Source organism: Congzhengia minquanensis, assembly GCF_014384785.1.
Classification (GTDB): Bacteria; Bacillota; Clostridia; order UBA1381; family UBA9506; genus Congzhengia; species Congzhengia minquanensis.
Window position 1 is genome coordinate 151,721 of record NZ_JACRSU010000002.1, and the last position, 15,518, is coordinate 167,238.

The 15,518-nt window shown below is 45.5% G+C and carries 12 protein-coding genes; all 12 read right to left on the reverse strand.

The features are described from left to right. Positions 1-8: 8 nt before the first annotated feature. Entirely contained in the window at positions 9-1,028 is a 1,020-nt protein-coding gene (locus H8698_RS05825) for a class I mannose-6-phosphate isomerase (RefSeq protein ID WP_249311677.1), read from the reverse strand. A gap of 1 nt (position 1,029) precedes the next feature. Continuing rightward, complete coding sequence (locus tag H8698_RS05830) at positions 1,030-2,325, reverse strand: sedoheptulokinase (protein ID WP_249311678.1); 1,296 nt, start codon at positions 2,323-2,325, stop codon at positions 1,030-1,032. Positions 2,326-2,337: 12 nt separating this feature from the next. Next, the gene (locus H8698_RS05835; protein WP_249311679.1) at positions 2,338-4,662 is read right to left on the reverse strand and encodes a pyruvate formate lyase family protein; all 2,325 of its coding nucleotides are present in this window, start codon (positions 4,660-4,662) and stop codon (positions 2,338-2,340) included. A 15-nt stretch (positions 4,663-4,677) separates the two neighbouring features. Continuing rightward, positions 4,678-5,394 (reverse strand): radical SAM protein, encoded by a 717-nt coding sequence (locus H8698_RS05840; RefSeq protein WP_283245405.1) that lies wholly within the window; start codon positions 5,392-5,394, stop codon positions 4,678-4,680. Between the two features lie 64 nt (positions 5,395-5,458). Continuing rightward, the gene (locus tag H8698_RS05845) at positions 5,459-6,553 is read right to left on the reverse strand and encodes an ROK family transcriptional regulator (protein ID WP_249311680.1); all 1,095 of its coding nucleotides are present in this window, start codon (positions 6,551-6,553) and stop codon (positions 5,459-5,461) included. 21 nt (positions 6,554-6,574) lie between these two features. Then, on the reverse strand, positions 6,575-7,447 hold the full coding sequence (locus H8698_RS05850) for a sugar phosphate isomerase/epimerase family protein (RefSeq protein WP_249311681.1): 873 nt from the start codon (positions 7,445-7,447) through the stop codon (positions 6,575-6,577). 14 nt (positions 7,448-7,461) lie between these two features. Beyond that, positions 7,462-9,153, reverse strand: a complete 1,692-nt coding sequence (locus tag H8698_RS05855) for an FAD-dependent oxidoreductase (RefSeq protein ID WP_249311682.1) — start codon at positions 9,151-9,153, stop codon at positions 7,462-7,464. 17 nt (positions 9,154-9,170) lie between these two features. After that, positions 9,171-9,686, reverse strand: coding sequence for a shikimate kinase (locus H8698_RS05860; RefSeq protein WP_249311683.1), 516 nt, complete (start codon positions 9,684-9,686; stop codon positions 9,171-9,173). A gap of 11 nt (positions 9,687-9,697) precedes the next feature. After that, positions 9,698-10,831: a prephenate dehydratase gene (gene pheA / locus H8698_RS05865; protein WP_249311684.1), complete on the reverse strand. Its 1,134-nt coding sequence runs from the start codon at positions 10,829-10,831 to the stop codon at positions 9,698-9,700. Further along, entirely contained in the window at positions 10,815-11,909 is a 1,095-nt protein-coding gene (aroC, locus tag H8698_RS05870) for a chorismate synthase (RefSeq protein WP_249311685.1), read from the reverse strand. The genes pheA and aroC overlap by 17 nt, the downstream gene beginning before the upstream one ends. Beyond that, positions 11,876-13,132 carry a 3-phosphoshikimate 1-carboxyvinyltransferase gene (aroA, locus tag H8698_RS05875; RefSeq protein WP_249311686.1) on the reverse strand — a complete coding sequence of 419 codons (1,257 nt, stop codon included), beginning with the start codon at positions 13,130-13,132 and terminating at the stop codon, positions 11,876-11,878. The genes aroC and aroA overlap by 34 nt, the downstream gene beginning before the upstream one ends. An 11-nt stretch (positions 13,133-13,143) precedes the next feature. Next, positions 13,144-15,516: a phenylalanine--tRNA ligase subunit beta gene (gene pheT / locus H8698_RS05880; RefSeq protein WP_249311687.1), complete on the reverse strand. Its 2,373-nt coding sequence runs from the start codon at positions 15,514-15,516 to the stop codon at positions 13,144-13,146. Positions 15,517-15,518: the final 2 nt, after the last annotated feature.

Below are 15,518 nucleotides of genomic sequence, written 5' to 3' on the forward strand. Positions count from 1 at the left end.
CACTTTGTTCATTTACAGCACTCAATTACTTCAATGGATGGATTTCCAGAAAGGCTGAACTTGCCTGCGGCGTTATAGGGCAGGAAGAAATAATCGCCCTTTTTCAGGTTTCTTTCATAGTCCTGTCCGGACAAAACGCCGTTTCCGTCTGTTACAACATACACCGACGCAGGTTCTTTTAACGAAATGGTCCCGCTTGCATTGATTCTGTTTACCCGGAAACAATCTGTCTGCTGTTTCCCAATTAAAGATTCATATTGAAATTGTTCCGTTTTTTCAATAACCTGCGCTTTCACCTTGCCTTGCACCTTATGTTCAAAATCAAAGCATGTAAAGGCAGTTTCCTTGTCAATTCCTAAATACATTTCATAATCAGAAAGTTTCACGTCGCCGCACCAGCGTTCGGGCTGAATGGTAAAATCGGTAGGCTCCTGCACCTCTAAAATCAGGCAGCCGTAGCCAATGGCATGAACAGCGCCTGCCGGAATAAATAAAACGTCGCCTTTTTCTACATTAACTTCTCTAATCAGGCCAACCATTGCCTCTTTGTCATATTCAGATTTTTCAACGGCCGCTTTAAATTCCTCAATGGTAACACCGTCTTGAAATCCAAAATAAAGCTTGGCATTTTCTCTGAGACCTAAAATCACCCAACTTTCTGCTTTGCCATATTCAGAGTGAAAATATTTTCTTGAAAATTCTTTTGTTGGGTGCGCCTGAACAGGAAGCCTGATACCGCTGTCTAACACCTTCACTAAAAAGCCCAAATCGTTTCGGCTGCCAAGCATTTCCTGCTTATAGGTTTTCAGCGCATCGTCAAAATACAGGTCTTCCCCCAGCAGTTTGGAAACGCCTTCTTTTGGGCCGCTGCTATTTTTGTTCATTGCTTTCACCGGAGATGCAACCCATTCCTCAGGATAAAAACTGTCCTCAGAGTTGTCGCCAAAAAAGCCGGCAAACAATTTACCGCCGGTATATACCCTGTACACCCTGTTTTGCTCAAAAAATATTGGTTTGTCATAAAACATGTTATCTCGTCTCCTCATATTGAATGATTTTCTGCGCTTCCTCAATGCTTTCATAAAGCTTGGAGCCCGCCAGCGAAAACAGCATTGCGCCAAAGGAAGCTTCCTCCTGCTGGTTCGGTATATTCATTTTGCACGAAAATGCCGCTTCAAACATCTGCCTAAGCTTTTTGTTCTTCCGAATGCCATTCCCCGAGCCTACAAGGGCACCGCACGTTTTTCCTGTTTTTTGATACATTTGAAAAAGCTCATCAGATATGGCGTATAAACTGCCAAAAATAAAGTTTTCCGGCGTGAAGTTTTCAAGGGATATGTTTCGAATGCTCCCCCTTAAATCCGGTTCTTCCCTGGTTCCGCAAAAGCGGTTGTCAAATATGAGTCCAGTTTCTTTCAGATTATCAATTGCATCTAACATCGGCCCATAGAGCGATGCGCATTTTTCTTTTGTGGCAAGGAAGACAACCTCCCTGAAAAAGCATTCCAAAGCGGCAAAAGACCTGCCGCCGCAAAGCGCCGATCCAACTAAGATATATTTATCATCATAAAGCGGACGGGTTTCAAGGCCCCTTACGCTGTAAATTTCATCAGACAGAACGGAGATTTGGCTTCCAGTTCCCACATTAACCAAAACTGCATTTTGATCTTTCACTGAGCCGATAAAGCTGGCCTGATTGTCCCCAATTGCCACGGTAACAGGAATATTTTTGTAGTAACCAGCAGTTTGAACGCCATGAACAACTTCCGGAATCCTATCATTTTCAATTGTAAAAGCATTGTTTTTTAAATCATATAAACCAAAGCTTGCGGCGTCCGAAACATGAACAGCCGGCGCTTTGTTGCCGCAAAGCTTCATTACAACAAAATCGTGAATGGTGCAGAATTTTTCCGCCGTTTCAGGAATCAGACCATTTTTTTCATTGTAAAAGTCTGTCACCAACCCGTAGCCAGTTGCGCTGTTTAAAAATCTGGCATAGGTTGTGTTTTGAAACGCCAAATCACCCCGGCCGTCCTGCCATGTGTAAAGGGGACTCACGGCGCTTCCCTCCGCATCCACATACAAAATTCCGTGCATTTGTCCCGTCACACCAATGCTCACTACACCGTCGCACATCAGCTTTGAAAGAATGATGTGAACTGTTTCTAAAATTCGCTGCGGAGATTGTATTTTTTCCCAAGCATTGGGGCTTGACAATCCGCTGTCGTTGGGGAGGGTGATTGATTTTTCCACCGCGCCGCTGTGTATGTCTGCCAAAATTCCGCAAATGCTGGTGGTTCCAATGTCCAGTCCAATTGCTTTCAAGCTGCTCCCCCCTTAAATTGCTGTTGACTTTAAGTCCAAACGCTTTATAATATCCTGCTGAATGGCCGGGGACAAATCCAAAAAGTTTACAAACGTGCCGTGAATACGCATGATATAAACGCCGCTGGGGGCATACTTTTTCGGATTTTCCAAAACCTTCCGCAATGTTTCCGGCGTTGTTACATTCACATAGAGATAAAACGGTGCCGCCCCTTCATTCAGCTCGTTAAAAAACAGCGGATTTATAATCTTGTTTTTAAACTCCATTCCCTTTTCTTCCAAGGTATCCGCTTTAAAATATTTCGGGTCAATTCCCAAATGGGAAGCATATCCGCCATTCATTTTTTCAAAGGGCAGCTTCATGTTAGAAAGCATACGAAAGCCCAGCCCGTTGCAGGCTTCCCCATACAGCGGGTCTACGCCATAGCCCAGCATTTCCCTTGCCTTTCTTCCGTCGGGCGTTGCCGAAACCCAATATCCATATAAAAGATGGGTAGACGGGCTGCTGAAGTCCGGCCGGAAGGGGTTGCCCAAATAGTTCTTTTTCGATGACACAATGTTCGCAATCCGCTCTGCAATCTCCGCCGCTTCATCATCAACATCTTCTAAATTGTTTCCAAATTTATGGCAGGAAAGCAAAAATCTATGTAACGATTGATATCCCTCGAAATTGTTCTTTAAAGCTGGAATTAGGTTTTCCGCCTCGTCAGGTCGTTCTTTTAATAGGCTATCAATTGCAATAAAGCAGTCTGCCACAACAGTTAATCCGTGAATTAAGCACCCGCTACCGTTATATTTTGTACCCTGCTGCTTTGTATCCCGCAGGTCAATTCCGCTATCAAACCCGCCCATAAAGCAGGATAAAAACGGCACTCTTAAATTTGACAGTGCTTGCGACGCACCGTTTGCAGCTTCCACCATTTTTTCTGCAAAAAATTCCACGTTTTTATAAAATAGCTCTCTTACACTTCGCAAATCACAGGGGCTAAGCTCTGCTATTTTTTCACCCGTTAAAATAGATATACCGCCATTTAACGTCAGTTCTAAAATTTTTGGCAGGTTCAGCCAGCTGTTTGTGGTGTTGCCGTTGTCTTTTCCCATAATAAGAGGTTCCTGGCAGCCGGCAATCGCAATGTCGGGCAAATCGCTGTCTTCAACCCCGCTTGCCTTAAGCACCTCGAACAGCGCATCGTCGTTAAACAGCGACGGCGTCAGAACGCCTGGAGAAAAGAAAAATCTGCCCAGCTCGCGGTACAGCTTATCCGGCGTGTTCTTATGCAGCTTTACCGACAAAATGGGCTGCGGCAAATTCATGTCGTAATATGCATCTAAAAGCGCATAGGTGGTCTCATTGGTCAAATCGTTTCCGCAAATGTCTTTTCCGCTGACAATGATATTTTGCGAAATGGCCCAGCTTCTGTCGGCAACATTAAAGAACACCAAAAAGTGGCGGAAAAGCTCCGACATTTCTTCTCTGTCCATGCAGCCTCGGAATTCGTCAAAAATCCGGTCTGCATTGCCAACGGAAAATGCAAAGGGATTGGGCGTTTGCTCTAAACACATTACCTGCCAAAGCAAAATAAAAAACTGGATTGCCTCATACAAGTTTTCCGCACCGTTTTCCGGCACTTTTTTTAACGTATCCGCTATGTGTGCAAGCTGATTTTTCCTATGTATGTCTGCCGTTTTCATTTGTTCTTTTACAATTATACGATACCTCTGCGCCAAAATCAAGACTGTTTTTAAAGATTCCGCCATTGCCTGATATCCGGTTCCGTTCCTTTGACTGAGCGTTTGAATCATCTCGTTCAACCCATGCTTTAGCGCAAACCGGAAATCAGGAATCAAGTGGCCCGTTACCTGTTCAACGAAAAACGCCACCTCTTTGGTGTAATTCTCTGCAGATTTATAAACCTTTCCCAGCTCCTGCACATATGGGGTGTTTTCATATTGTTTCCTCACCGCTTCAATTCTGTCTTTTGAAAATTCGTCATTCGGCTCAATGTCACCGAACACTGCTGTGGGGTCGCAATATCCGCTGAACTCCTCTACCTTAAAAGAAGGGTTAATCAGCGCATAGCTCCTGGCAAAACCATCGTCCTGCGTTCCCGCAAAAATACAGTTCTCGTTTAGCTCCAGTGGAATTTTTTTTGCAATTTCCTGCAAAATATAAGCCTTTTTCAGTTCCTCTGGAACTCCTGTAAACTGTTTGTCAACCCCGCAGGCAATTTCCTGGGCGATAAACCAGCCGTCCAGCCGTTTTTTGCTGCGCTCATAGGCAAACAGCTTTTTCGCTTTGTCTGTAATTTCATTTTTTTCATAAAGATTATGCAGCATAACAAATAACCCTCCTTAAGTTATAACCAGTTTCAATCCGTTTTTATAAAATTCCTCTTTAAAATTGTCTATTTCCTGCTTGGAAACAAATCCGTTTTCAATTTCATAAGGACGCTCCCACTTATCCTTGCCATATTCATGATATGGCAACAGTTCAAAAGCTGCGTTTTGTGTGTCTAGATTTTTAAAAAAAGAAGCAAATTCTTTATGCGCTCCACTGTTAAAGCCATGAATGAGCGGAATTCTAATGAGCACCTGCCGCCCAATTTTTGTTATTTCCGCAATGTTATTCAGCGTTTGCAAGTTGTCTGCCCCCGTCCATTGCTTGTGCTGCTCCATATCAACATGCTTTACATCTATTATCAAAAAATCTACAAACTGAAGCAGCTCCGTCAGTCTGCCGCAGGAACCGTTGGTTTCAATAGCGGTGTGAATCTCGTTTTTCTTTAAAAGGTGCAGCGTATTAAAAAGCTCTTCAAACTGCACGGTTGGCTCTCCGCCTGTAAAGGTTACACCACCGCCGTCGAAAAACATCATTTTGCACCGCTTCGCCTCGTCAGCAATTTCCTCCGGACTGTAATTCACAGTGGTTTTACAAACGTTTTCCATGCTTTCCGGGTTGGAGCACCACTTGCACCGAAAATTACAGCCCTGCATATGGTACACAAGCCGGTTTCCCGGTCCGTCCTGGGAATAGTTAAACCCCTTTTGAAAAATTTTTATAAAAACCATCCCCTTAAAATTAGTTAATTGGTCTTACTAATTTGATAGTAGCACATCTTTTTCCATTTGTCAATCATAAATGAAAAAATTTGTCCAGCGCAATCACAGCGGCACTCTGGATGGAAGACGTTATTTTTGTTTTCACGATGCTTACCTTTTGGTTCAGGCTCTTTTCGCGGACACGGGCATTTAAAATAGATAACAACTGTTCCGACTTGTAAGCAATGTCTGAAGCCAGCACAATAATGTCAAGAGAAAACAAATTGCTGACATTCACCAGCGCAGGAACTAAATATTCTGCTTCCTTTTCGATGAGGACAGTGTCTTCTGCATCAACAGCCTCCGTCCAGGTTTGGTAGGGGGTATTTTTTAAAATGGAACGGATTGATGCATAGGTTTCTAGGCATCCTCTGTTGCCGCATTCACAGAGAATTCCGTTATAATTTATGGTTGTGTGCCCAAGCTCGTTTAATCCCTCATACAGACTGCCGCCCAATATAATGCCGGAGCCAATGCCCTCGTCAATCTTCACCACCATAAAATTGGGAACCTCTTTTGCCGTTCCAAAATATTTTTCACAAACCGCCCATGCGTTAGAAACATTTTCTAAATAAACAGGAACGTGAAAATGGTGCTTTATCTGCGCACCAATGTTCACAAAGTGCCACTGGTTAAAGTTCGGCGCAGCTAAAACCGTGGTATTGTTTCGATCAACCGGCCCTGGGGTGGTAACGCCGATTGCAAACAGCTTTTTTTTGGGAATTGACAGTTCTGAAATTTCCCGGGCTATCATACTGCATACCTGTTCTATAACTTCGTTTGCCGTTAGGCTTTCTTTCATTTTTTCTCTTTTCTGAACTAAAACCTCGCCGTAAAAATTGATGATGCCCGCCTCAAAATGGTTTCTTGTAATATTTACGCCCGCAAAATATAAATATTCCCGGTTTAAATAAAGCTTCTTTGGGCGCCGACCCACCTCGTTTGTAATTTGCGGCACTTCTAAAACAATGTTTTCTTTTAGCAGTTCGTCCACAATGGTAGAAAGCGCTGGCTTGGTTAAGCCCGTTTGCTGCGACAATTCTGCTCTGGACAAATTCCGTTCGCGAATTAAGTCCAAAACCAGCTTTTTGTTTTTTTCTTTCATTACCGCCGCATTGGTCGCTTTCATGCTGCCTTCCTCCAATACTATTTAAAAAGCATTATCATATTTTGCAATTAAAATCCTGCCGGTAGTAACCATAAGCTCTAAAGCCTTCACCATAAGTTCAGGCTCATTTTTATAGGTGCTTAAAAAATGCCCGCCGACTTCATAGGTAAAATCACCGTCATATTCAATACATTTCAGGGCGGTCATCACCGCGTCCCAGTTAATTTTCCCCTGGTAGGGAATGGTGTGCAAATCGCGCACATTGTCGTTATCGTGAACATGAAGCGCACAAAGCCGCTGTCCACCAAGCTCAAATATTGCGGCCCCCGCAGTTTGCCCAACCAGGCCGCAATGGCCCACGTCTAAGCAAACCGTAAAATACTCTGGGTCTAACGCATCAAAAAAGTCGGCAAGTTCCCGGCCAAAGCTGCACACGTTGGGAACAATTTTATTCTGTGCACTGTCAAAACCCCACATGTTCTCCAGCGCAATTTTTGTGTGCGCTTCTTTTGCATACGGAAGCAAGCTGTTATAAAACTCAATGTTAAACTCTTTTTGATCTACACTGTCGGGACATGCTGTTGGATGCACAACAATCTGCTTTGCTCCCACCAAACCTGCCGCTTTAATCGAACGGATTAAGGCAGGTTTTACCTTTTCGTTATATTCATCGTCGCCAAACCTGTAAGACGGGAACGGCGCGTGGGCCTGGTTAAAATAGATATTGTTGTCTTCCGCCCACTGCTTTAATTTTAAGCAGGTGCTTTCATAATTCTCTTCCGAAAATTCTGCTTCATAAATAGGATGAATCAGGTTTAAATCCAGCGCGTCAAAGCCCAGCTTTGCCAAAAGCCGAATGCCGTTTTCATACCCAAATGTTTCAAACACGCTGTCTGTTGTGGTAGATAATATCATCTTTTTTCTCCTCCTTACACAAGTTCAAAGGAAAACACGCGCATTTCGTCAGTTCCGCCAAAGTCTGCGAAGGGGACAAGCTCAATTTTTTTCACCTTTTTGCCAATCTCATGAAATACCAAACGCTGGCAGTTATCCTTAACATGAATTTCAGAAACATTTCCGTTTTCATCCGTAATTTTCACCGCATATTCCTTTACCATGGTTTTCGGCATGCGGTAATTTTTTTCTACAAGGTCGAATCTGCAGGGCATGTTGTGGTATTTGCGATTTAAGTCGCTGTCGAAAATGATTCTTATTTTTTCAACCAGCTCCGGCGAATCAAATTCATAAACCAAGCTGTCGCCTGCGTTTCCTTTCCACAAGTTTTCCTCCCCGCGGTCTTTGCCGTTCCGAACAATTTCAGCGTTTGTTTTTGCCTTAAGGGTGAGGGGCGAAACCTCCCTTTCCATAAACGGAAGATAGCAATCGTCAAACATAAGCTGTCTTTGCAGCTCTTTTATATCAATGCCGTTTATATCTGTGCCGCTGTTAACCATTAGTGCCGCGGCTGTGCCCAGCGCCTGCCCTAAAACAGCGCAGGTTGCCATGACACGGGAGGAACTCAGTGCCGCATGGGTCACGCTGATGTTTCTGCCTGCAAACATTAGGTTTTCAATGTTTTTGGAGCACAGCGCCCGAAACGGAATTCCCCAGGGGGATGGAGCTGGGTGGAAAATAGTTGTTTCACCCTTTTGATAGTAAAACCCTTCAGGAAAATGGTCGTCCATAGTCCAGCCGCCATAACCCACTATGTCATAAAACTTTCCTTCTGTTTCCACATCGTTCTGCGTCACCACATGTTTTCCGATATAGCGTCTGCTTTCCCGCTTGCCGGGCAAAAAGCCCACCCAGTCGAGTTCCCAGTTGTCCATGCCGTGGTCGCCGTGGTTTTTAATGTGGTCGATAACGCCAAACGCAATTTTTAAAAGCTCGTCTTTTAATTCCTCTGTGTCGTCAATACAGTTTTGAAGGCCGCCCACTTCAATCCACCAATAGTTTTCTTCTTTGTCGTGGCGCTTGCATTTGAAGCAGGAGTCGTCTGTGTATTGATAGGCCCACTTCGGCGGGATAAACTCGCACTTGTGGTCGGTTTCGCGGAACTGCATTAAACAGCTCATACCCATGGTTTTTAAATCCCGCTCATCAGGGGGAATGGTTTCATTATAATCGCGCTTTGATTCCCGTCCGTAGGTATGCTCTGCGCCAGATAACGGCGCTAAAATAGAGTCGCCTGAACAGTCGGCAAAGTAGGTTGCTTTCACAATGTGAAAGGTTTGGGTCGTCGTCTGCCAGCCCTTTACGCTTACGATTTTGTTCCCGTCCATTTCTGCATCTAAGCACGAGCAGTTCATAATTACCTGAAGATTTTCTTCCAAAAGCGCCTTTTCATACAGCACACTGTCCCAAATGCTAAAGCTAAGGGACGTGTTCCTGTAATGATTGTCTAAAATCATCTCTTCAATTATGCCGGTTTCACGGTTGTCTTTTCCCCGTGCGCCGCAAACCCACATTCTAATTTCGCTGGACGAGTTCCCGCCGAAAACCGGCCGGTCCTGCATAATTGCGACTTTAATCCCGTGCCGCGCGGCAGAAACAGCCGCACAAAGGCCAGCTAAGCCGCCGCCCACAACACATAAATCCACCTGATGGTTTAATGTTCTCATCACTTTTCCCTCCAATTTCATTGCTTCACAAGCCCTTTTACCGCATCATATACGTTTTGCACGCCGCTTTTAAAATCAGACCCATTCACCACAACCACATCTGCATATTTTAAATACAGCTCGTGGCGCTCCTCATACATATCGTAAAGCTTTTGCGGATTGTTTTTTAAAAGCGGCCTTTTTTCCGCGTTCAGTGTTTTTAAAATATTTTCCACAGAGCGGTTGATGTAGACCACCACTCCGTTTTTCTTTAAATATTTCATGTTTTCCGGCCGCAGAATAACGCCGCCGCCGGTGGAAACGATGGTATGCCGGTAGGAAAGGCCGATATGCTTCGCCGCCTTTGCCTCGATGTCGCGGAAATATTCGTTTCCCCGTGTTTCAAATATTTTAGAAATCGTCATTTTCTGTGTTCGCTCTATGTAGTTATCCATGTCCACAAAGGGCATTCTCATCTTAAAAGACAGAGCAATCCCGACTGTCGACTTCCCTGCTCCCGACATTCCGATTAGAACGATATTGCTCTTTTTCATGCTGCAACCTTTCATCTTACGTTTTCAGTTCTGTAATTTCCAAGCAGAATTAATTCCGCACCGGTTTCTTTGATCTGCGTAATAGCATCCGCAACATTAGAGTCAGCCAAATTTCCTTCAAAATCTATGTAAAACATGTAGGAAAAATCCTTTTGTTTTAACGGACGCGATTCAATATGCATCAAATTTACGCCGTTGCGGGCAAACACAGCCAACACATCGCAAAGCGCACCGCTTTTGTGACGTGTGGTAAACGCCGCGCTAATTTTGTCGCAATTATTATCGCAGGTAAGTTTGTTGGAAATCACCACGAAGCGGGTGGTGTTGCCGCTGTTTTCGTGAATGTTTTCTTTCAGAATTTTCAGGCCATAACTCTCTGCGGCAAGCTTGCTTGCAATGGCCGCCTTTTTTTTGTTGCCGCATTCTGCAACATATTTGGCGGCTAACGCAGTGTTTTCCATAGGCACACATTTAATGTCCGCCTTAAGGCTGCTTAAAAACAGGCCGCTTTGAACAAACCCTTGATTGTGGGAATAAATTTCTTTTATGTCCTCCATCTCGGCGTCACTGGTTCCCAGCAGGCAATGGCGCACGTCTACATACGTTTCGCCGGCAATAAACAAATGCTCCGACAAAATTAAATCCAAGGTATCGGCAATTGCGCCGGAGGAGTTGTTTTCAAAAGGCAGAACGCCAAAGTCCGCTTCCCCGTTTGCAACCAGTTTTGCCGCCTCCAAAAAGGTGTTTACATTTAACTTATGCTTCACAGCGGGAAAAAACTTATTTAATGCCTCACCGCTGTAAGACCCAACAACGCCGGGATAAACAACCTTTAAATCGGCGTTTAAAAAATCAGCAGGCTGATATAAAAAATTCTGCGCGCCATTTAAAACCTTTGCCTGAAGCGAACGCGAAATCCGCATAATGTCTTCAAAAAACTCGGCGGTATATTGTCTGTAGGCAGGATTTTTTGTCTGCTCCATCCGTTTTTTTATCACGGCCTTTTCCCGATCAGGACAAAAAATTTCAAGGCCGCGTTCCTTTTTATATTCGCCTACCTTTTTTGCCGTGTCCATGCGTTTTTCAAAAAGGTCCACGAGCTGTTCGTCAATTTGGTCAATCTCTTTTCTATATTGTTCCAGCATATGTCTTTTCCTCCAACAGCATATCCAAAACCGCCACAGCCAGCGCCGCCTCTATTACCGGTACAGCCCGCTGCACAATGCAGGGGTCATGCCGGCCATGGGTGCTGTAAGTGCTCTCTTTCATTTCTTTGATATTTACAGTTTCCTGCGGCTTGCCGATAGACGGCGTAGGCTTAATGGCAGCTGTAACCACAACCGGCATGCCGTTTGTAATGCCGCCGTTTATACCGCCGTTATGATTGGTTTTTGTTTTTATTTCACCGTTTTGAATATAAAACGGATCGTTCGCTTGACTGCCGCGCATTTGTGAAAACGAGGTTCCAATGCCAAACTCAACCGCTTTCACCGCCGGGACAGAAAAAAGGATTTGGGCAATCCGGCTTTCCACCGACTCGAAAAACGGCGAACCCATTCCAGGCTTTAGCCCTATTACGACCGCTTCAACCGCGCCGCCAACCGAATCTGCCTCCGACTTTGCCGCTAAAATTTCGTTTTCCATTACCGCAGCCTTCGCGCGGTCGAGCAGCGGCAGGGTTTCGCTTTTTATCTTTCTTAATAACTCAACGTCAGGCGCAGCATAGTCTAACGCTGCGTCGCAAACGCTGCCAATGTTTTTAATGTGCGCCAAAACCTCAATCTGCTCTTTTTCCAAAACCTGTTTTGCAATCGCGCCGGCAAACACCAAAGGCGCAGTTAATCTGCCGGAAAAATGACCGCCGCCGCGGTAGTCGTTAAACCCGTGATAGCGCACGATGCCGCTGTAATCCGCATGGGAGGGGCGAAGCAGTTCCGGCTGATAATCCTGCGATCTGGTGTTTGTATTGGAAATAATTGCACAAACCGGCGTTCCCGTGGTTTTTCCGTTAAATATCCCGCTTTGTATTTGCGGAACATCGCTCTCCGATCTGGGGGTGGAAAGCTTGTTTTTTCCTGGTGCACGCCGAGCCATTTCCGTTTTTATTTTATCAAAATCAACTGCAATTCCTGAAGGCAGTCCGTCTAAAACTACGCCAATTGCGTTGGAGTGGGACTCCCCAAAAATTGTTATTTGAAACAGGTTTCCATAGGTTGCTGACATTCGTGTATTGCGCCTCCAAGCTCTGCAAATTTTTCCCAAAAGTTCCCGTAGGATTTTTTCACGCTGTCCGCGCCGCAAATCACAACGTCGCCCTCCGCCGCCGTTGCCGCAATTGCCAGCGCCATTGCCATCCGGTGGTCGTTGTGGCTGTCGACCACGGCACTAAAAAAGCGGCTTGCACCACAAATTTCCAGCGCATCGTTTTCTTCTTTTATCAAAACGCCCAGTTTTTTTAATTCTGTGCACACCGCACGCAGCCGGTCGCTTTCTTTTAGCCTGAGCCGCGATGCACCCACAATTCGGGTAATGCCTTTTGCCTTTGCTGCCAAAACAGACAACACCGGCACCAAATCCGGCACCTGGCTCACATCAACAATATGAACCGGCTCGTCTTTTTTTAGCCGCTCTATCATATTTACAATCTCTTTATCACCCTGGGAGGAGCTTTCACTTAACCCCGTCACGCAAACTTTACTGCCCAGTTCGTTTGCGACAAGATAAAATGCCGCCTGGGAATAGTCCCCCTCCACTGTAACGTTCTGGGGCTGATAAGTTTGGTTTCCGGGAACATAAAAGTGTCTGTAATTCTTTTGTGCTTGCACCCTAACGCCAAACCGCCTCATCATTTCCAGCGTCATGTCAATATATCCTACAGACTCAACTGGTGTTGTGACAACAATTTCGCTGTCGCCGCTCAAAAGCGGAAGCGCAAATAAAAGACCGGTGATATATTGAGAACTCACGTTTCCCGCGAGAGAAAACCTGCCGTGCAAAAGCGTTCCTTCAAGCTGAAGCTTATCTCCCCGCAGTTCATATTGTATTCCTTTTTGGTCAAAAATCTGAAAATAATCGTCTAACGGCCTTTGCATCAGCCGTCCCCTGCCGGATACGGTAAACCGTCCGCCAAAGCTCAGCAGAATGGGAATCAAAAACCGCAGGGTCGAGCCGGACTCGTTGCAGAAGATATTTTCGCCGCAAAAGGGACTTCTTTTCCCCGCGCTGCAAATCGTTACATTGCCATCTGAAACGGTGGCCTCGGCGCCCAACATGCGCACCGCCGCTAAAGTAGCAGATATATCATCACTCAAAGCAATGTTTGAAATGACGGATGTTCCCTTGGCCAAAGCCGCGCAGATAAGCGCACGGTGCGCCGCGCTTTTTGATGGCGGTGCTATAACCGTGCCTGAAAGGCAACCGGGAGATATCGCAATTGTTTTACTCATAAAATTCACCATTAACGCAAGGTTACACCCAACTGGTCGGACAGGGCTTTTAAAATGCTGTCTACCACGGGATTTACGTCTTCGTCTGTCAGCGTTTTCTCTTCCGCGCGGAACACCACTGAATAGGCCATCGACTTTTTACCCTCCGGCACCTGTTTGCCCTTATAAACATCGAACAGCGTCAGGGACTCAAAGATATTCCCTGCTTTTTTCTTTATAATTCCTTCAATCTGCGCAGCTAAAACGCCGTCGTCTGCAATCAGGGCCAAATCCCGCTGCGTGGACGGGAATTTGGGCAGTTTTTTATAGCTTTTATCCGTATTGGCCAGCGAAATTAACGCGTCTAAATCAAGCTCCGCAGCATATACATGGTTCTCCACGTCATAATTTTCGCAAACAGCCGGGTGCATTTGGCCAAGCCGCCCGATTACCTTGCCGCCGGCAATCAGCTCTGCACATCTGCCGGGGTGGAAGGTGGGATCGTCGCTCTTTGGCAAAAAGCTTGCTTTTGCAATGCCCAAATCGTTCAGCAAGACTTCTACTATGCCTTTTAAATCATAAAAATCGCAGCCGCCAAACATTCCTAAGGTAACAACGTGCTTTTCCTCCGGCAGCTGTTCGCCCAAAACAGGGCGGTAAACCTTTCCGGCCTCAAACAGACGAACACTTTCCGCCTTAAAGTTTTCGTTTCGTGAAATCACTTCCATCATGGAGGCCAGTGCAGTTGTTCTCATAATAGAGTTTTCTTCCCCTAACGGATTTGAAATGACAACCGCAGTTCTGCGCGGGTCGTCATCATCCATGTTAAGCTTATCAAAAATATTCGGGTTTGTAAAGCTGAACACCAAAATTTCGTGCAGTCCACAGCCCACTAAGGTGTTTTTCACCCGTTCCTCCAGTTTTTGTTCATACGTTTTCACGCCTACCGTCGCTTCGCCTTTCATTAGCGTGGAGGGAATTTTGTCATATCCATAGATACGGGCGACCTCCTCTGCAACATCGTTAAAGCATAGCACGTCCGGCCGGTAGGTCGGGACGGTAATTTCACCGTTTGCAACAACAAATCCTAAGTCCGTGAGCGCCTGAACCATAAATTCTACCGGCACATTAAAACCGATAAACTGATTGATTCGTTCCGGCTCAAAGGGTATTTTTACAGTTTCCGGCTTAGCTGTATAAACGTCAATTAATCCGTCTACCACCTCGCCGCAGCCAAGCTGCTCCACCAGCTCGCAGGCGCGCAAAACAGCCGGCACCGTGTTTTCCGTATCCAAACCCTTTTCATACCGCGAGGAGCTTTCTGTTCTTAACCCCAACTTTTTTGCAGTAATGCGGACGGATGAGCCTAAAAACGTTGCAGACTCAAACAGCACATCTTTCGTTTCCTCTCGCACTTCAGAGTTTTCGCCACCCATAACACCGGCAACCGCCACAGGTTTTTTCCCGTCGCAAATCATCAGCATAGAACTGTCTAAGGTGTGTTCTGTGCCGTCTAACGTCGTCATTTTTTCGTTTTCTTCTGCGCAGCGCACATGAATTTCGCCGCCCTCTAAATAGTTCATGTCAAATGCGTGCATGGGCTGACCATACTCCAACAGCACATAGTTTGTGATGTCAACTAAATTGTTAATAGAACGAATACCGCAGGAGCGGAGACGGTCCACCATCCAGCGGGGGGACGGTCCAATTTTCACATTTTTCACCATTTTTGCGGTGTACCGTTTGCAAAGGGCAGGCTCATCAACTGTTACTTTCATGTAGTTGTGAATGTCGTCGCCGCTGCCCTTCACTTCGGGCGTATGCAGATGAAACGGCCTGTTAAAGGTAACAGCCGTTTCCCTTGCCAGCCCGATAATGCTGAAACAGTCCGGCCTGTTGGAGGTAATTTCAAATTCCACAACCGGGTTGTCCAGCCCGAATACTTCTTTAATATCTTTTCCTAAAGGCAGGTCGTCCTCCAAAATCAAAATTCCATATTCTGCATCAGGAAAATCTTCTTTCGTCATGCCAATTTCCTCATACGAGCACATCATGCCGTTGGACACAACGCCCCTAAGCTTGCCCTTTTTAATTTTCTTGCCGCCGGGAAGACGCGCTCCGTCTTTCGCAACGGGAACGGTCTGTCCCGGTTTTACATTGTCTGCTCCTGTGACAATTTGAATGGTTTCGCTTCCCACGTCCACCTGGCAGATTTTTAACTTATCTGCGTCCGGGTGCTTTTCCACACTTAAAATTTTGCCCGTTACAACGTTTTCAATTTCGTCGCCTAAATTTTCAATTCCCTCAACTTTCGAACCAGACATTGTCATGGCGTGGTTATATTGTTCCGGCGTAATGCCTGTCATATCTAAATAATCTGAAAGCCAGCTAAGTGGTAATTTCATAA